The organism is Paramaledivibacter caminithermalis DSM 15212, from assembly GCF_900142245.1.
In the GTDB taxonomy this organism is placed as follows: Bacteria; Bacillota; Clostridia; order Peptostreptococcales; family Caminicellaceae; genus Paramaledivibacter; species Paramaledivibacter caminithermalis.
In genome coordinates this window covers 1-18,970 of sequence record NZ_FRAG01000031.1, presented here as the reverse complement: position 1 = coordinate 18,970, position 18,970 = coordinate 1, and the positions used below count along the sequence as shown (strand labels likewise).

Annotated in this window: 18 protein-coding genes and 1 riboswitch; of the genes, 17 read left to right on the top strand and 1 reads right to left on the bottom strand. The window is 30.8% G+C overall.

The genetic code is table 11. The features are described 5' to 3' along the window. The first annotated feature begins 485 nt into the window (after positions 1-485). From BUB36_RS11930 to BUB36_RS11890, 9 genes are all read left to right on the top strand, one after another. Entirely contained in the window at positions 486-1,844 is a 1,359-nt protein-coding gene (locus BUB36_RS11930; RefSeq protein WP_073150421.1) for an aspartate aminotransferase family protein, read from the top strand. A gap of 53 nt (positions 1,845-1,897) precedes the next feature. Continuing rightward, positions 1,898-2,713, top strand: coding sequence for a BKACE family enzyme (locus BUB36_RS11925; protein WP_073150418.1), 816 nt, complete (start codon positions 1,898-1,900; stop codon positions 2,711-2,713). A 148-nt stretch (positions 2,714-2,861) separates the two neighbouring features. Continuing rightward, positions 2,862-3,084, top strand: a riboswitch (cobalamin riboswitch). A gap of 133 nt (positions 3,085-3,217) precedes the next feature. Beyond that, positions 3,218-4,261 (top strand): nicotinate-nucleotide--dimethylbenzimidazole phosphoribosyltransferase, encoded by a 1,044-nt coding sequence (gene cobT / locus BUB36_RS11920; RefSeq protein ID WP_073150415.1) that lies wholly within the window; start codon positions 3,218-3,220, stop codon positions 4,259-4,261. A gap of 410 nt (positions 4,262-4,671) precedes the next feature. Next, positions 4,672-5,556 carry a DNA-3-methyladenine glycosylase family protein gene (locus BUB36_RS11915; protein ID WP_073150413.1) on the top strand — a complete coding sequence of 295 codons (885 nt, stop codon included), beginning with the start codon at positions 4,672-4,674 and terminating at the stop codon, positions 5,554-5,556. A gap of 511 nt (positions 5,557-6,067) precedes the next feature. Next, on the top strand, positions 6,068-6,352 hold the full coding sequence (groES, locus tag BUB36_RS11910) for a co-chaperone GroES (RefSeq protein WP_073150410.1): 285 nt from the start codon (positions 6,068-6,070) through the stop codon (positions 6,350-6,352). Between the two features lie 198 nt (positions 6,353-6,550). Next, positions 6,551-8,185 carry a chaperonin GroEL gene (gene groL / locus BUB36_RS11905; RefSeq protein ID WP_073150407.1) on the top strand — a complete coding sequence of 545 codons (1,635 nt, stop codon included), beginning with the start codon at positions 6,551-6,553 and terminating at the stop codon, positions 8,183-8,185. Between the two features lie 910 nt (positions 8,186-9,095). Continuing rightward, on the top strand, positions 9,096-9,380 hold the full coding sequence (locus tag BUB36_RS11900; RefSeq protein ID WP_073150404.1) for a hypothetical protein: 285 nt from the start codon (positions 9,096-9,098) through the stop codon (positions 9,378-9,380). 17 nt (positions 9,381-9,397) lie between these two features. After that, positions 9,398-9,970, top strand: a complete 573-nt coding sequence (locus BUB36_RS11895; RefSeq protein ID WP_073150401.1) for a hypothetical protein — start codon at positions 9,398-9,400, stop codon at positions 9,968-9,970. A gap of 15 nt (positions 9,971-9,985) precedes the next feature. Next, on the top strand, positions 9,986-10,342 hold the full coding sequence (locus BUB36_RS11890; RefSeq protein ID WP_073150399.1) for a hypothetical protein: 357 nt from the start codon (positions 9,986-9,988) through the stop codon (positions 10,340-10,342). A 371-nt stretch (positions 10,343-10,713) separates the two neighbouring features. Here the strand turns inward: BUB36_RS11890 and BUB36_RS20660 are convergent, their stop codons facing one another. Further along, on the bottom strand, positions 10,714-11,007 hold the full coding sequence (locus BUB36_RS20660; RefSeq protein ID WP_408633783.1) for an ATP-binding protein: 294 nt from the start codon (positions 11,005-11,007) through the stop codon (positions 10,714-10,716). 387 nt (positions 11,008-11,394) lie between these two features. Between BUB36_RS20660 and BUB36_RS20390 the strand changes: the two genes are divergently transcribed. The 8 genes from BUB36_RS20390 to tnpA form a co-directional block, all read left to right on the top strand. Continuing rightward, positions 11,395-11,517 carry a hypothetical protein gene (locus tag BUB36_RS20390; protein WP_278247834.1) on the top strand — a complete coding sequence of 41 codons (123 nt, stop codon included), beginning with the start codon at positions 11,395-11,397 and terminating at the stop codon, positions 11,515-11,517. Between the two features lie 192 nt (positions 11,518-11,709). After that, positions 11,710-12,003 carry a hypothetical protein gene (locus BUB36_RS11885; protein WP_073150396.1) on the top strand — a complete coding sequence of 98 codons (294 nt, stop codon included), beginning with the start codon at positions 11,710-11,712 and terminating at the stop codon, positions 12,001-12,003. Positions 12,004-12,037: 34 nt separating this feature from the next. Then, positions 12,038-12,238 (top strand): hypothetical protein, encoded by a 201-nt coding sequence (locus BUB36_RS11880; RefSeq protein WP_073150393.1) that lies wholly within the window; start codon positions 12,038-12,040, stop codon positions 12,236-12,238. Further along, positions 12,225-13,121: an SPASM domain-containing protein gene (locus BUB36_RS11875; protein WP_073150391.1), complete on the top strand. Its 897-nt coding sequence runs from the start codon at positions 12,225-12,227 to the stop codon at positions 13,119-13,121. Before BUB36_RS11880 ends, BUB36_RS11875 begins: the two co-directional genes overlap by 14 nt. 300 nt (positions 13,122-13,421) lie before the next feature. After that, on the top strand, positions 13,422-13,625 hold the full coding sequence (locus BUB36_RS19455) for a hypothetical protein (protein ID WP_131821260.1): 204 nt from the start codon (positions 13,422-13,424) through the stop codon (positions 13,623-13,625). Positions 13,626-13,693: 68 nt separating this feature from the next. Next, a complete protein-coding gene (locus BUB36_RS11870) occupies positions 13,694-17,227 on the top strand; it encodes an ATP-binding cassette domain-containing protein (protein ID WP_073150388.1) in 3,534 nt (1,177 codons plus the stop codon). A 413-nt stretch (positions 17,228-17,640) separates the two neighbouring features. Further along, positions 17,641-18,381 (top strand): class I SAM-dependent methyltransferase, encoded by a 741-nt coding sequence (locus BUB36_RS11865; RefSeq protein WP_073150385.1) that lies wholly within the window; start codon positions 17,641-17,643, stop codon positions 18,379-18,381. Between the two features lie 427 nt (positions 18,382-18,808). After that, positions 18,809-18,970 (top strand): IS200/IS605 family transposase (tnpA, locus tag BUB36_RS11860; protein WP_131821258.1); only part of this gene is annotated, 162 nt, incomplete at its 3' end.

Sequence of the window (18,970 nt, the reverse complement as noted above, 5' to 3'; positions counted from 1 at the left end):
GTCCAATGGACTCTCTTTCATTAATTTACATGGGACAAAAGGAAATATAAACCCCTTGTCATAGAAACTAGCTTGGTAGGTTAATTTAATTTTTATACTTGTATAGATTTCCAATAGTAAAATTTAATTTATACATATCAAAATATCCAGAGGTTTTAAGGATTTTTGATGTGTATAAATTAAAGTCTTTACTTAAATTCCTATAAAAACATCCATTAAAAAACTTGAAAAGGAAAAATAATTGGGTTATAATTTACTTAAGGAATATACAAATTATTCAAACAAATTAATTATTACTGCTTTATTTGCCGTGGTGTTGGTTTACAACATTGCTTAGTGAATAAAATCCAGTACAGTATGAATTTTCTTTTAGGATAAGAAATTCATGCCTGTGCTGGTTTTTTGTTTTATATATAAATTAACTGTTTTACTGGAATATTTATAGATTTAGCTAAAAAAATCTAATTCAAGAATGGGGGATCAATATGAGTTTAAACAAAGCTCCTAAGAACCATGTATTTTACAGGAATCAAAACTGGTCTTATCCCAAAATTGAGAGAGGTGAAGGTATTTATTTAATTGATGAAAAGGGCAAAAAGTATATCGATGGCTGCTCTGGATCTGCTGTGGCCAATATTGGGCATGGCAATAAAGAGATAGCAGAATTCACCAAAAATCATATGGAAAGAATAGCTTTTACTCATCTTTCAAGATGGACAGTTGATTCGATTGAGAAGTGTGCTGAAAAAGTAGTACAGTGGGCTCCAGGCGATTTAAACCATGTTTATTTCGTTTCTGGAGGATCAGAGTCAACTGAAACAGCTATAAAATTAGCTAGACAATATTTTATTGAAAGGGATGGAAATACAACTACAAAGTGGAAGGTAATATCAAAGTGGAATTCATTCCACGGCAATACTATGGGAGCTCTTTCGATGACAGGAATAACGGGCAGAAGAAAAATATATGATCCTATGCTGATAAGCTTTCCTAAAATACCTCAATTTTATCATTATAGAAATCCATGGGATTGTAAAACCCTTGAAGAAACAAGTATAAGAGCAGCAGAGGCTTTAGAAGCAGAAATTTTAAGACATGGACCCCATAATATAGCTGCATTCATAACAGAACCTGTAATAGGCTCGGCAGCTCCTGGGGTACATCCAGATAAAATATATTTTGAAATGGTTAGAAAGATTTGCGATAAATATGATGTTTTGTTAATAGTAGATGAGGTTATGGCAGGCTTTGGAAGGACGGGAAAGAAATTTGCTGTAGAACATTTTTCAGTAGTACCTGATATAATAACCTGTGCTAAAGGAATGAGCTGTGGATATACTCCTATAGGAGCGGCTGTTGTTACAGATGAAATATTTAATACTATAATGGTTGAAGGTTCAGGACATTTCATTCATGGACACACATATGCAGGTAATCCATTGTCCTGTGGAATTGCAAGCAAAGTAATAGAGATAATAGAAAGAGAAGGCTATGTGAAAAATGCTGAGAATCAGGGAGAGTATTTGATGGATAAGCTTCAAAAACTATACGATTACGATATTGTAGGAGATATTAGGGGAAAGGGTCTTATGATAGGTATTGAATTTGTCAAAGACAAAGAGGCTAAAAAGCCCTTTGAAATCAGTATCGAATTGAAGAATAAAATAACTGTTAATTGTTTAGATGCTGGATTAGTTGTATATCCAGGCGGAGGTTCAGTTGATGGTGTAAGAGGAGATCATATACTCATAGCTCCACCAATTAATATAACAAAGGAAGAAGTAGACTTACTATTTGATGCACTTGATACTGGAATAAAGAAAACCTGTGAACAAGTGCGGTAAGTCTTTAGTGTTGATACTCTTATTAAATAAAATCATAGAAAGGAATTTAAATTATGGAAAAATTAATAATTACTATCGCACCTACTGGCAATGTTCCAACTAAAGAATTAAATCCCCATTCTCCTTTAACAGTAGATGAAATAGTCTCCGATATAAAAAAATGCCATAAATTGGGTGCTGCTATCGCCCATATTCATGTTAGAGATGGGAATTTAAAACCTACAAGTGATAGAAGCATATTTAAGAAAGTTATTGATAAATTAGATGAAGACAATATAGGAGTAATAAAGCAGCTTTCAACGGGTGCACGTGGAGGAGCCAATACAATAGATTGGCGGGGGCAAATGCTGGATCTGAATGTTCATATGGCAAGCCTCGCAACGGGTTCATCAAATTTTGCCAAAAGCGTTAATGCCAATTCTCCAGAGCTTATTAAAGCCTTGGCTGAAAAAATGTATGATAATAATATAAAGCCTGAAATAGAAGCCTTTGATGTAGCGATGATTCATAATGCCATTAGATTGAAAAAAAAGGGTATTTTAAAGGAACCTTTACATTTTAATCTCGTTATGAATGTACCAGGATCAATACCAGGAACTCCTAAAAATCTTATGTTTATGATTGATAGCTTACCTTCTGGTGCTACATGGACTGTTTCAGGTATTGGATATTCTCAGGTTCAAATGATTACAATGGCAATATTATTAGGTGGACACGTTAGAACTGGAATAGAAGATGTTCTAAAAATGGAAGATGGAAGCTATGCAACAAATGAGAAGCTTGTAAAAAGAGTAATAAGAATAGCAAAAGAACTAGGTAGAGAAATAGCAAACGTTGATGAAGCTAAGAAGATATTAGGATTGATTTAATTATAATTATTGCAAAAAATCAAACTTATTTGTATAATAATAATGTAAGTTAATCTGTTGTGATAGTTTTTATCACGTGGTTTTAATATTTTCTTTTCCTGCATATATAATTTTGCTTTTATTGACTATCATAGCAAGTTAAGTTAAATATAACGAAAGAATTTTAGGTGCCTTAATTCTATATATTTATGATAAGTGTAGGAATTGGGGAGAATAGGGAATGGAGTGAAAGACTTCAGCGGACCCACCACTGTAATGGTAAGCCTTTAAGCATTATGCCACTGTTGTATACTAATTGATAGTATTGTATGGGAAGGCGTTTAAAGGTGATGAGCCAAAGCCAGGAGACCTGCCTAAGATTCAATTATTCATGAATGACGGTAAAGTTCATGGTTTGTTTGCAATGCAAATTGTAAATAGGCTATGGGCTTTTTTTATTGGACGATAATACATAAAAGCTAAAATATTAAGCTATGATTTAAGCGTAGAAAGGAGTATTAAATAATGAAATTATTAAAGGAGACTCTTAAAGGTATCAAGGATCTTGACAAGGAAGCTATGAAGAAAAGTAGGGCTAGAATTGATAATCTAATTAAGCCTAAGGGAAGTCTTGGAAGATTAGAGGAGATAGTAGAAAAATTAGCAGGAATAACTGGAAATATTTTTCCAAAGGTAGATAATCGTGTTGTTATCGTTATGGCTGGGGATCATGGAGTTTATGAAGAAGGAGTGGCACCAGACCCACAAGAACTTACGGCAATACAAACCTGTAACTTTCCAAAGGGCATAACAGGAGTTTGTGCATTGGCAAAGCAAGCAAGGGCTGATGTAATTGTTGTTGATATTGGTGTAGCAGCTGATTTGAAAGAACTAGGGGTTATAAATAGAAAAATCAAATACGGAACAGATAATATGGCTAAGGGACCTGCAATGACAAGAGATGAGGCAATAAAGGCTTTAGAAGTAGGTATTGAAATAGCTACAGAAGAAATAAAGAAGGGTAGGAATCTTCTTACAACAGGAGAAATGGGCATAGGAAACACTACTCCAAGTGCTGCTATTATTTCGGTTTTAGGAGAATATGATCCCCATGAGATTGCAGGAAGGGGTGCTGGTTTATCTGAAGAGAAGGTATCCCATAAGGCAGAGGTTATTAAGAGAGCTATTGAGGTAAATAAACCTGATAAAACAGATGGTATAGATGTATTATCTAAGGTAGGAGGGCTTGAAATCGGAGGCATGGCAGGGGTGATGCTTGCAGGCGCAGCTAATAGAGTACCTGTTGTTGTAGATGGGTTTATTTCAACCGCAGCAGCACTAATCGCATGTACTATAGAGCCTAAAGTTAAAAATTACCTGTTTGCTTCCCATGCTTCTAAGGAGAAGGGGTCAGCCAAGGCTTCAGAGCTTTTAGGTTTAGAACCTATGTTAAATATGGAAATGAGGCTTGGAGAAGGAACTGGAGGAGTTTTAGCCTTTAATATAATAGAGGCTGCTACATTTATGAATAGTGAGATGATTACCTTTGAAGAAGCTGGTATAGTATAGAAGTTAATAATAAAGGCTTTTGATGCAGGAGAAAGGCTGGAGGTTGTTTTGTAGAAAAAATATGACCTTGCAGCCTTTTTTTCCTTTTCTTTATTGATATAGTTTTTATTAATAAGATTAATTGAAATGGTTAAAAGACATATAGCTAGGGAATATATAAGTATGTATTTTTTATTAATGTTACTTTACAATAATAATATATCTTCCTTCAATAGTAATATATTGTCTTTAAGCTTTTGTATAAAAGTATTTGTGATAAATCATCCTTTATAATGTTGAAAAATATTAACTTAACTTGTTGTGCTAGTTTTCAAAATAGAAAGTTAAATTAACTAGTACAAGGAGTTAAACTATTCTACAAATAGGTTTTAAATCCTTTTAATAATATAATATTAGGAGTGTTTTAATATATGAAAATTTGTGAGATGAAAAATGGAATAGCTTTAGAAAATGTGAAAGACTTTGAATTACCTCATATTTTTGAGTGTGGACAATGCTTTAGATGGAATAAAGAGGAGGATGGTAGCTATACAGGAGTAGCCTTTGGGAAAGTAATAAACTTAAAAAAGGAAGGAAATAACGTATTTATTGATAATACCTATTATGATGAATTTATTGATATATGGTATGATTATTTTGATTTGAAAAGAGATTATGGAATTATAAAAAAACAGCTGGCTAATTTAGATGAGACCATGGCTGCTTCGGTAAAATTTGGACATGGTATAAGAATATTGAAGCAGGATGAATGGGAAACCCTTATATCATTTATAATTTCAGCCAATAATAGGATACCTATGATAAAAAAGGCAATAGAAGCTCTAAGCATAAACTATGGAGATTATATTGGAGAATATAGGGGGAGTAAGTATTACAGCTTTCCAAAGCCTGAAGCCTTATATAATTTGGATGTAGGAAATATTCAATTTAGTGGAATAGGCTTTAGAGGAAAATATATAATAAGTGCAGCTAAATTAGTAACTCAAGGCGAGATAGATATTTATGGGCTTAAAAATTTATCTACAGAGGAAGCAAGAATAAAGCTTATGAAATTTCCAGGTGTAGGACCTAAGGTTTCAGATTGTATTATGTTTTTTTCCATGGATAAGGATGACGCATTTCCTATAGATATATGGGTAAAAAGGGTCATGGAATATTTTTATGTTCCTGAAGGTACAAGTCTTAAAAAAATTCAGGGTTTTGCACAAAGCAAATTTGGTAATATTGCAGGCTTTGCCCAACAATATTTATTTTATTATGCCAGGGAATTAAAAATAGGGAGGAAGAAAAGATAACTTAAAATGAAGCTAAAAATTTTCAATTGAAAGTTTTACAAAGAAGCTAGTAATATAATAAAGGAAGACTTCAAAATTTTATCAGATGTTGGAAAGTAATACAAGGTTATTGCAAATAGATATAAATGTAGGACTACTAGTGTTCAACTAGTAGTTTTTTGTTTGTAATTAGAGTTTAAAAGCTATTTTTGGACTCTTAAATTCATAAATTTTGATAGAAAAAGTCTATTAAAATAAGCAAGTTATAAATACTTTATACAATATAAAATAAAAATATATGAAATATCGAATTATAAAAAGAAAAATTAAGATAATACAAATAAAAATTATAAATTAGCAATTAATCATGATAAATTATAGAATATTGATAATAATAATTGTAAATAGGAGTTGCCTTATAATTACTTATATTGTAAATTAATATTGTGATTAGCACTCATTAAAGGTGAGTGCTAATAAATAGGTTGTTAATTACATTTAAATAAACAAAAATTAATGAGGAGGTTTTATAATGAACATCAAGCCATTAGGTGACAGAGTTGTTATTAAAAAGCTAGAAGCTGAAGAAAAAACTAAAAGTGGTATAGTATTACCTAGTCAAGCAAAAGAACAACCTCAAATTGCTGAAGTAGTAGCTGTAGGACCAGGTGGAATGGTTGATGGTAAAGAAGTTAAGATGGAAGTTAAAATTGGCGACAAAGTTATTTTCTCAAAATATGCTGGAACTGAAATCAAGTATGAAGGTGAAGAGTATACTATTTTAAGACAGAATGATTTATTAGCGGTAGTAGAGTAATAAAAGTGTAAAAAAAATGTTTGAGTGAGATATGTTTGAATGTTTAAAAAAATGTTTAGAATGAGAAATGTTGAATGTTTAAATGTTTATAAAAAGGTACTTAGGGTCTTTAAGATCATTGAGACAGATAGTATAAGTAACATTCAACATACAACATTATAACATTCAATAGACATACTACATAAGGAGGTTAATACAATGGCAAAGGAAATTAAGTTTTGTGAAGATGCACGTCGTAAATTAGAAGCAGGTGTTAATAAATTAGCTGATACAGTTAAAGTTACATTAGGACCTAAAGGTAGAAATGTTATTCTAGATAAAAAATTTGGTTCACCAACTATCACTAACGATGGAGTAACTATTGCTCGTGAAATAGAATTAAAAGATGTATATGAAAATATGGGAGCACAATTAGTTAAAGAGGTAGCTACTAAAACTAATGACGTTGCTGGTGATGGTACAACTACAGCTACATTACTTGCTCAAGCTATAATTAGAGAAGGTTTAAAAAATGTAGCAGCTGGTGCAAACCCAATGATACTAAAAAGAGGTATAGAAAAGGCTGTTGAAGTAGCAGTTGAAGAAATAAAGAAAAATTCAAAGCAAATAGAAGGAAAAGAAGCTATTGCTAACGTTGCTTCTATCTCAGCTGCTGATGAAAAGATAGGTGCTCTTATAGCTGAAGCTATGGAAAAGGTAGGAAAAGACGGAGTTATTACTGTTGAAGAAGCAAAAACTATGGGAACTACCTTAGAAGTAGTTGAAGGTATGCAGTTTGATAGAGGATATGTATCTCCATACATGGTAACTGACACTGAAAAGATGGAAGCTGTATTAGAAAATCCATATATCCTAATTACAGACAAGAAAATAACTAATATCCAAGAAATTCTTCCAATTCTTGAGAAAATAGTTCAGCAAGGAAAGAAATTATTAATTATTGCTGAAGATATTGAGGGAGAAGCTCTTGCTACAATCGTAGTTAACAAACTTAGAGGAACATTTGAATGTGTTGCAGTTAAAGCTCCTGGCTTTGGCGATAGAAGAAAGGCAATGCTTCAAGATATAGCTATAGTAACTGGTGGTCAAGTGATTTCTGAAGAATTAGGTTTAGATCTTAAATCTGTTGAAATAGATATGCTTGGTACTGCAAAATCTGTTAAAATAGATAAAGAAAATACAACTATTATCGATGGTGCAGGAGATACTTCAGCAATCGAAGATAGAGTTAGACAAATAAGAAGTCAAATCGAAGAAACTACTTCTGATTTTGATAAAGAAAAGCTTCAAGAAAGACTTGCTAAGCTTTCAGGTGGGGTTGCAGTTATCGAAGTAGGTGCTGCTACTGAAACCGAAATGAAGGAAAGAAAATTAAGAATAGAAGATGCATTAAATGCAACTAGAGCGGCTGTTGAAGAAGGTATAGTTGCTGGTGGTGGTACTGTTCTTATCAATGCAATTCCAGCAGTGGAAAAAGCTATAGAATCTTTAGAAGGAGACGAAAAAACTGGTGCATTAATAGTTAAAAGAGCTTTAGAAGAACCAGTAAGACAAATAGCTATAAATGCAGGATTAGAAGGTTCTATAGTAGTTGAAAAGGTTAGAAATTCAGAAGCAGGTGTTGGGTTTGATGCATTAAATGAAAAATATGTATCAATGCTTGAAGCTGGTATAGTTGACCCAACTAAGGTAACTCGTTCAGCTCTTCAAAATGCTGCATCAATTTCAGCTTTATTCTTAACAACTGAAGCTGCAGTAGCTGAAATGCCAGAAGAAAAGAACGATATGCCTCCAATGGGAGGAATGGGCGGCGGAATGCCTCCAATGATGTAAAAAGTCCTCAAACCTATTGAAATCAATAGATTCTAATGAGGAGAAAACATCAATGCTAACAATTTGCTAACATTAGAGGTTTTGCATGAGTTTTGAAAACTTTTGCGAAGCCTCTTTTTTCATGTCTTTAGTTACATGAAGATATATGTTTCTGGTAATGGTATCATCTGTTCTATTTATACATTTTCAAATTGCTTTAATGGTGTATTAAATATTCGAACATGGTTTATTGTCACCGTTTCTTAGAATATTTTGAAGGCATGACAAAGAGATTTTCTAAGAAAATCTTCAGGCTGTTGACAAAAGCCCAATTTCTGTGTTGCTGCCAAAATTTCCGTTGCTCACTTGCCATCTTAGCAAGCTCCGCTACTCAATTTTGGCGTGCCTTGAACTTGGACTTTTTTCAAAGCCTGTCATCTTGTAGACTTTGTCTACAATCTGGAGATTTTCTAAGAAAATCTTATACTTGTTATATAGTACTTTATTTTACCATAAAACAGCCCAAAAACAGCAGATTAATTAATCTCAATAATATGAAAATCACAAAATTCGGAGTTGAACCATTTTTTATGCAACGCTAGTGATAAAAAATATTAAATTTGTTAACAAAAGAAATGTTTATAAAATCATATTCAGAAAAAGTCTTTGTTGATTAGAATACAAAAGAATAATAGAAGTTAGGACAGAAAACTGTATTATACACAAGAACATAGTAAGAAAAGACAAGGAATTTTAGAAATGACCACAATATATAGTGGTATAGCCTAAAAATAATATTGATTGTGGTTAACGCAAAATTCTACACTATATATAGTACTTCACAAAACTATATGAAAATGGTAAAATTAACTAAATAATTTCTATTATTATGTTTTTCAGGAAGTGTAAATATTAGCAAAGGGGTAAAAAAATGACTGATGAAAAAACAATTCGAAATGATAATGTAGACAAAACAAGTAAGCCAATTTATGCAAATACATTTAGATTAGGTTTTACTGAAACTGAATTTATTATTGATTTTGGTTTCAGAATAGATGATGATACTGTAGAAGAATTGGATACTATTGCAATTCCAACAAAAATGATGCAAAATTTTATATTGAAATTGTTCGGGATAGCAAGAATGTATGAGAAAAAGTTTAATACTAATATAGGTTTTGCTGAAATCATTGATGGGGATAAAGAGGAAGAATAAAAAAAGGAGATGGGATAATGAAGTCATATTTTGGAAATAATAAACATAATATTGTATATGCAAATGAGACTTTTACATCTTATTATCCCAATATAAATACGAAAGACATTAAGATGGCACAAAAAAAAATAGGCGAATTAGAATATACAACGCAAAAAAACTGCATTATGCTGTGTCAAAAATTATATAAATCTATTATTGAATCCAATTTTACCGATGGAAAGTTTTTATTTAATGCAACACAAACTATACTTAACTGGGATGAGGATATTAAAGAAGTTTCTTTTGCTGATTTAAAGAATGTTATAAGGAGATATGATTATATGAATAAACTTTCTAATTGGCAAAAGGAATTAGTTGATAATTTGAAACAGCAGAAAGAAACTCTAAATATTTACATATTTAACAATAAAATTATGGATAACATTTGGGTTACAGTAGAAGAACCAACAACCGAATTGATTTTAAAATACTCAGAAATTTATATGAAATTTTTAGAAAAAAATATAGATATTATATGTGACTTTATGGTATTTGGAAAAGATGAAGTTGATAAACAAAAATTACCCAAAGATACAGTTGTTATGTGATGCGGGGGATAAAAAATGCCAAAGGATATAGAACACTTTAAAAAGTATGAAAGCAATAAACGATTATTAAAGTCAAATATTTTTAAAATAGAAGAAACACCGTATTTAGATTGGTTTATTACAATTACTTTTTATGGAGCCCTTCATCTTGTAGAAAAGAAATTACATGAATTAACTGGTAAAGATTCAAGGAATCATCAAGAAAGAAAAATTAATATTTTAAAAACTAGACAACTTTTACCAATAAGTGCTCAATATCAGACATTATATAATCAAAGTATGAGGGCTAGATATGATTGTTGTGAGTTTACAATTGGAGATGCAAAAAAAGCAATAGAACTACTTAATGAAATAGAAACAATAATAGCATAATATGTTTTTTTCTTGAATATACAAGAATATATTACTATAGTTGTATAAAGACTAACAAAACTAACACAGATTTTAACATACAAAGGAAGCTACTCAAAAGCTTCCTTTTTTCTAGTGTGCCCAGCATGAGCGATAACTTGGCGGTGAAAGTCCGCTGTGGGCTTGGTAGTGGGAACCACTAGCCGAAGACAAGGGTGTCCATCGTGAGGTGGAATCTGAAGGAAGTCCTAGGCAAAGTCTCGGTCTGAGGGACATGAACCACATATAAGGCTTGCTTGAGAGGGACGAGTTTGCTAGACAAAACAAAGTCCAACACTACCCGAATCTCAAGGAGTAAATATGGCAGATATATGAGATGAAGGTTATCGTCCTTACCTAGGGAGGTCTTTAATTTTATTCTGATTTATTGAAGGTTGAAAAGTAAAGTCAAAATCATCTAATGTTTTTATAAAAGGAAAATTCGCTACTTTTACACATGTATTTGTGGCTTTTTCTTCCTTAAGTCTTATCTCTAGCTTTGTTAACTCATATAATGCGTCTACTACTGTTTTTTCTTTATTGGTAATTAAATCTATATATGTATCTAATTCTTCTCTATACTTATCTAGTTTCGATTTTCTTTTTCTTGTTTCTTTCTTTTCAAATCCTTTATCATATTTTGATATAGTTTGTCTTAAAACTCCATACTTACGTCGGAGATAATTATACTATTTCATTTGCAATTCTGTTAAGTTTTATATTTGCAATCTTGTTAATTTTTATTTTAGCATTAATATTTGCAGTTTTTAGTTAATTATAGGATATAATAAAGTGCTGTTTAATATTTTGCTTAGGAGTAGTCATATCATAAGTTTTCTTAAGTTGTCATTATCCCTAAAAAAATACAATCAAAATTTCTTAGCAATTCACAAATAATTACAATTTTTTTAAAAAATGCATGATATAATATTGTTTGTAGTTAAATAATGGTGTGTTTATTATTCATACCATTAGAAACCTTACTAGGTAGCTGCAAAATTAACAACAAATTTATATGAAAGGAGGATTAAATAATGAAGAACCCAAAGAAAGTTTGCAATAAGAACTTGATTAAACCCAAATTTAAGGTTTTAAAACCTAATGCTATTTGTACAACAAAGAGAGTTAACGGTCTATGTCAGGACCAACCATGTTAATGAATCATTTTTATGACAAGGAATAAGATGATCTCATCTTATTCTTTGTCATTTTATAGATGCTATGATAAAAATATAACAATCTCATAGTTTGATGCGGAACAAGAATAAAAAATATAAAAATAAAGCTTCTAAATATAGCGTGAACAAGATTATTTGAATTGACAAACATTGAAATGGAGGTATATAGAAATGGAACGATATAGTTCGTCATCTTTACTTAGACGTCTAACCATTAATGACGATTTTGATTTTATATATAATACGCTTTATGGTGGTGCACGGATTGTGGATACTGAGTTTAGTAAAGCACTAGTTCAAATTAATGGGAATACACAATCAGAATGTATAGATTTGATAGGAAAAGAAAATTTTAATAATTTCAGGGAACTTCGATATATAGTTACTGATAATGACAATGAAAGAAGCCCATTGCTATCAGAGTTAGCTAGAAGAAAAGAAGAATTAGAATCAGGTATTTTTTGAGAGGCTACATATCTCAACTACCAATGATTGCAATATGGGTTGCCAGTACTGTTTTTGTAATACATTTGATTATAGATCGGATGAAGGAGATAGAACTACTGGATTCCCAAAAGGCAAAATGACATTTGATACAGCAAAAGAAGCTATTGAAAAGGCAATTAATACAATAAAGAAAAATAATAAATCATATTTATCAATTGAGTTTTTTTGGTGGAGAACCTTTGCTAAACCCTGAATTAATAATTCAGGTATTGGAGTATTTCGGAAATGGTGACAAGTATGATATTAAAATAGATTATGGTTGCACCACTAATGGAACTTATGTACCAGATAGTTTAATAAAGTACTTTTCTAAATATGATGTTAGAGCAGCAATTAGTGTAGATTATATAGACAATGAAACTGGTAATTTTCGTGGAAGTGGAAACTCTAGTCTAAAGTGGGAACTGGTCGAGAGAAACATTAGAAAGCTACTTAATAGTAATGTTGAAGTTAAACTTCAGTCTGTATTGTCTCAAGAAACATGGGATAAATACACTTATGACTTAATAAATTTTGCATCTCAGGTTGGGATAAAGGCAATTGGACTTATTCTTTCATTTGACTTCAACTTTTACAAAATATTTTCTCCACAAGAAATTGCTCACAGAGTTCTTGAGATATATGATTATAGCCAAAGTCAAAATGTACAAATAACAGGATACTGGTACTTATCATTTTTGGGAATAATCAATCCAGATGATTGGGAAGAAAGAAGATCATGGAAGACATGCCCCACAATTGGTCGCTTATTAAGTGTTGAAGCAGATGGAAGTGTATATGCATGTAAAACTACAGCTAGAAAGTTGGGCAATATAGAAAGTTTCAATGAAATATTTAAAAATGATAACTACAAGTATTATGCTATGAGAGCATATACTAATTCACATAAATGTCATGGATGTATTATTGAAGGATTCTGTTCAGGAAACTGTACTGGAGCTGTAGAAAATGAATTTGGTAATATTTATAGTGTAGATGATAATTATTGTACTACTGTTAAATTAATTGTTGATGGTCTACTTAAACGCTATTTAAGTGAAATCAGTCAGAAAATTACAGTACATAAATTTGTATGAAACAAATATTTTGAAGTTTAGAGTTATTAAATTTTGAACCAGCATTAAAGAGTAAATATTTTTTGAGATAAAACTGTCCAAAGATGTAATAAAATACGGTAAAAATATTTGTGATAAAGTATTGATTTCACTACATTTTTGGAGGTTTGTTAGAATGAGAATTATAAGAAAGCAAAAAGGAGAAGAAGAAAGATTAATAAATTTTTTCAAAGATATTAATTCTAAGCTAAAAGGGGTTACAGATAAAAGAAATCAAAGTTAATTAAATATAGCACAGATATTCTTATGTTCACATTAATAATGAAAAACGTTTCAGGAATAAAAAGCATGAACAAAATGACTGAGAAATTTAATAGAAAAGAATGTATTGATAATATTGCTAAAACTTTAGGTTATCAGACTTTAGAAGAATTTCCTCACTATGATACTATTATTAATGGTTTTTTAAAGATATTAGAACCTGAAGAAATTGAAAATATAAGGGATTATTTGTTAGCAGATTAACGAAATTATTTGATAAATATTCATCTAATTCTTTTAGATGATACCGTATTATCAAAGGAAGTGAAAAAATGATATTGATTTTCAAAGATAAAATATCTAAATTATTGCTATTATGGGTTAAACCCTACGTTGATAAGGTGTTAGAACTCAAAACATTAGAGAGTTCAAATTTAACAAAGACATTAAGTATACCTGAATACTATCAGATTGATTCAGTTCAAAAAAGGTATGATAAAACTTCATCATCTACTAAGAATATCCCAAACTTCATAAAAAAAATATATGCAACATATTCAACAGGATTTATAAATTATTCAATTGTCGGTTTGTTTGTCTTGTTCTTAAATTTTATTACACCTATCATATTTGCTAACTTGACAAATGGGTTTAGATTAAGAGAATATGTAGGATTTAGTGAATTGTTACTATACTCGAGCTTGTTGATAGGCAGTCAGCTTTTAACTGTAATTCAAAACACAAACCAATATAAATTGAGATGGCAACTTATAATATCAATTGAAAACTTTATTCGAAACTTAGTGTTTAGGAAGACTCTAAATTCGAGGTATAGCAGTAATGAAACTGGTGAAGTTTTGAACATATACTCAGGTCATGCTGATTGGATGAGGGGCTTGGTCTGGCTTGTAGATGGATTGCTAAGCATTATTGGTATTGTGGCTAACATAATCCTACTATACTGTTTTTTAGGAATCTCTGGTGTTGTTGGTGGAACGCTTTTATTCTCGGCGACACCATTCCTAACAAAAAAATATAAAAAATTGAATATCATTGATTCAAAGATACACAAATTAAATAGAAGACGGTTATTGGTCATAACCGAGATATTAAATAATGTGAAAGAAGTAAAATTATTAAATTTATTTGAATTTTCACTTAGCAAGATAAAAAGATCAAGGCAGTTAATGTCGGATGAGATTAGATTAAGAAATGTTAAACAGATAACAATCTATTTTGTTAGATATACAATTGTTCCTTTTACGACTTTTATTTCGATTTGGCTTTCAACTTGGATAGATACATCAGTTGATTTAGCACAAGTAATTGCATCCTTCTTAGTATTTCAAATCTTAGATAAAACAATCAATAACCTTTTTACAAGTATTCATAACGCTAGAAAGGCATATGAATCACTTAATAGTATTTTGAATTATATTAATGATACAGATAAGGAAAATAACTATATTTGTAGAAGCATTTCTCACAAAGGGATTACACTTAATAATGCAAGTTTTGGTAATACTGGTACTGGTGTATTGAAGAATATTGATATTCAAATTGAGCATGGGGAACTGGTGGTGATTACTGGTGATGTTGGCTCTGGAAAATCGCTATTTATACAATCACTTCTTGGTGTGATCCCACTCATATCTGGTGCTGCAAAAATAAACTCATCAATAGATTTTATAACAAACAAGCCATGGTTTTTACCTCAAAGCATTAGGAAAAATATTGTACTTAATAATATATTTGATCCAGATGAGTATGAGAAAGCTATTACTCTTAGTGAACTAATAACTGATATTAAAAACCTTGATCATAGAGATCTAACAATAATGATTAACAACGGCATGAACTTATCTGGTGGACAACAGTGTAGAGTTCAGCTTGCAAGTGCTATATATTCAGATAAGAACATACTATTAATGGATAATGTTCTATCATCACTTGATCCAATTGTAAGGAAGTCAATTATAAGTAACCTGATTTGCAATTATTGGAGCAATAAAACGCGGATTATTGTTTCAGATGATCCGATTTTGCTATCCAAGGCAAATAGAATCGTTGAATTTAAAAATGGATCAGTTTGCTTTAATGGTCCACCCTTAAAGAGTGATGCAAATCCTCTAAGTTTAATTACAGAAACAAATGATGATTTTGTTAGTGATAGCTCAATTTCAAAATTTGAGATTTCTTGTAATAATCAAAGGAAAACTCCGAAGAATTGTAATTCGAGTTCAAATGATAAAAAAATGATAAGCAGAACAGCTATTTTAGTAAATTATATCAAAAGTTTGATGAGTCTAAGTATGATGATACTAATGGTTGCGATGTTTTTCGTATCACAAATAATGCAGATTTTTGTGAAGTTTTTCATAGCTTATTCTGAAAACCTACAAATTGATCTTAGAATTGTTTCAACTATATACTTGTTGTCGATTATCTCGCTTATATTAGTTAATCTATATCGATTTAGGATAGTTTTTCTTGGAAATATTAAAGCGGCCGATAAGTATCATAATGATTACGCAGAAAAATGTTTAAGACAAAGATTTCAATTCTTTACCCAGGAAAATATTGATAGGTCGATTGCAGTTATGTCAAGTGATATGAAAGTTGTTGATAACTATATTGGAGGATACATCATAAGTTTATTTGAAATGTTATTAGGAATGGTATGTACATCAGCTTTGATAGTAATTTCTTCACCAGTAATGATACCCTTTATTGTTGCGTTTGCTTTTTATTTTAAAAGAATTTACTCAGAGGTTAGAGTAGTTACTCAGTATTCTAGCAAATGTGCACAACTTAACCATGAACCTTGTATAGCAACACTGAAAAGCGTTTCAGAAGGAAAACTAATTATTGGTGTAAAGAAAATAGAGGACTATCTTATATCGATTTGGGCTGATTATATTAAAAATTCAGTAAATAGTGAATATACCAAGCAGATAGTTAATAGATATTATGTTTTTCAACTTAACATTGTTGCAACAATTCTGTTGATGGTATTTATTATACTAATGTATACTTTTCAAAATAATGCAAGTGTTATTGCGATTGTATTATCCTATGCTATCACAATTACGAATAGCTTTGAAAGACTATTGAGAGATATTCGTCATACTGAAATAGGGATAACATCGTTAGAAAGATTAACTAGTTTAAAAGAAACTATTACAGAGGTATGTAACAAAGAATTTAATAGTGATATTAACATACATAAAGGAGCTATTGCCATAAAGAATTTAACGTGCAGTTATGATGAAAGTATCGTATTGGATAAATTTTCACTAAATGTTAAGGCTGGTGAAAGAGTATTAATTCGAGGTCGAACTGGTTCAGGTAAATCTACTTTGTTTAATTGCATAACAAAACTCATAGAATTTGATGGTTCTATTGAGATAGACGGTATTGACATAAATACATTACCAATTCGAATGCTTAGACAAAGAGTAGTGACAATAACTCAGAAACCTGTGATATTCACTGATAGTATTAGAAGTAATCTAGATCCATATCAATTATTTAGTGACAAAGACATATATCAAGCCATAAATAAGGTAGGTTTAAATGAACGTCTTGGATGTAATCTAGACCGTGTCTTATCCCCTGAAGTGTTAAGTTCAGGAGAACTTCAGCTCTTTTGCCTTGCTAGAGCACTATTAAGCAACCCCATAATCTTGCTAATAGACGAAGGTATGACACATTTGGATGAGCGTTCACAACGTAGAATTTATGAAGTTTTAGAAGAATATTTTGGCAATAAGACAATAATAAGCATTTCACATATAGGTACTCAAAGCAGTTTTTACAATCGATTTGTTGATATTAGTATAGAAGAAAATCTAAATACTACCTAGATATAATGAAACATTTTGTCAAAACACGAAAATTAGATTTCTTAGTTTACATCTTTTCCTTCTGATTTTTGTGTATGTTAAGCAAGCATATAGACAGATACTAGACAAGTATAGCCAAGGCGATTAATGAGTACGCTCTTTATTGTACCAAGACATGTATTCATGGATAAGAGGCTTAATTGCTTGGTAGTATTGTATATTAATACAGATATAAATATTCTTGCTTCAGGCTTCGAAATTAGAAGCGTTCATCCATTAGTATATCAATGTTTTAAGAAGTTGTGAGAATCTAACTTGATTCTTTGGATTTTGTGTCTTGACAATAAGATACATTATAATATACATAATTAACTTTGATCTTATTGTCAGTTTACGGTTATAGTATAAAATTAATACAATTTTAGGAGGGAAAAATGAGTAAGATATATTACGAATATGCTGGTGAATATGATTATATATTTAAGAAGAAAAACTATGAATTAGAGTCAGATTTTTTGAATGAAATTTTCAATCAATACTCAACTTTGTTACCAAAGACGGTTGCTGATATGGGGTGTGGTACATCAAGCCACTTGTTTTATTTGGTTCAAAAGCATGGGTTTTGCGCATATGGTGTGGATATCTCAGAAAATATGATAGCATTATCGAGAAAAAAGTTTAAAAATAGCAAAATCGAGGGTTCTTTCATTAAGTCGTCTGATGAGAAAATTATATTACCTGAACAGGTTAGCCTAATACTTTGTATGTTTTCTACGTTTAATCACAAAACTAATAAGGATTTAGCGCTAAAGGCACTTAATAACTATTACCAAAATCTTAGATCAAATGGGTTATTAGTAATTGATTTAATGGATTCTGAACATTTTATAAATCATTTCTTGACTAGATTTTCGAAACCTTGCTTCCATGAGGGGTACACATTTACAGTACATCATAAAAAACTAGATAATGGTGTAATAGAGATTATTAAGAATTATCATTTTAATAGAGTTGAGGATGATTTGAGCTTTGTAGATACATTTAGATACTACATATATTCACTTGAAGATATCAAAAAACTGCTAGATTTAGCTGGATTTAAAATAGTTGACAAATATAAGTCTTTTACAAGTAAAACAGAAGGACATCGAAATATTGTCATTGCAAAAAAGTAAGAGATAAACTAAAATTGGAAACTTTAAAGAGCTCAATGATTTTCAAAGTGTTAGTCTAAAAGTAACCCACTGCATTAATTGAAAAATCTCCCACTATAAAATATATTACCCCTATATGACATTCATTATAGGGGGCTAATGGAGGATGATAAGTTTGCAGCAAAAAGCAGAAATATTACTAAAATATTTTAGAGAGGGTGAATCACAAAGAGAGATAAGCAGAAACTTAGGAATTTGAACAAAATATCACTTCGTGATATTCTCAGATGAGTAGCTTTGCTACTCATCTGTGTTTTTGTATTTAGAATACCACCCGCTAAGCGGGTGGTTCCAAAAAGCTTTAGCTATGAGGATAAAAAAATTCCCCCTTTGCTATATAATAAAGTCAGGTCTGACCAACCGACTAAAAAGCAAAGGAGGAAGTCCAATGAAGGACATAAATAGTTTATCACATACGAAATGGAATTGTAAGTACCATATAGTGTTTGCACCAAAGTATAGAAGACAAATTATATATGGGAAAATAAAGAAAGATATAGGGAAAATACTAAGGCAATTATGTGAGTATAAGGGAGTAGAGATAATAGAA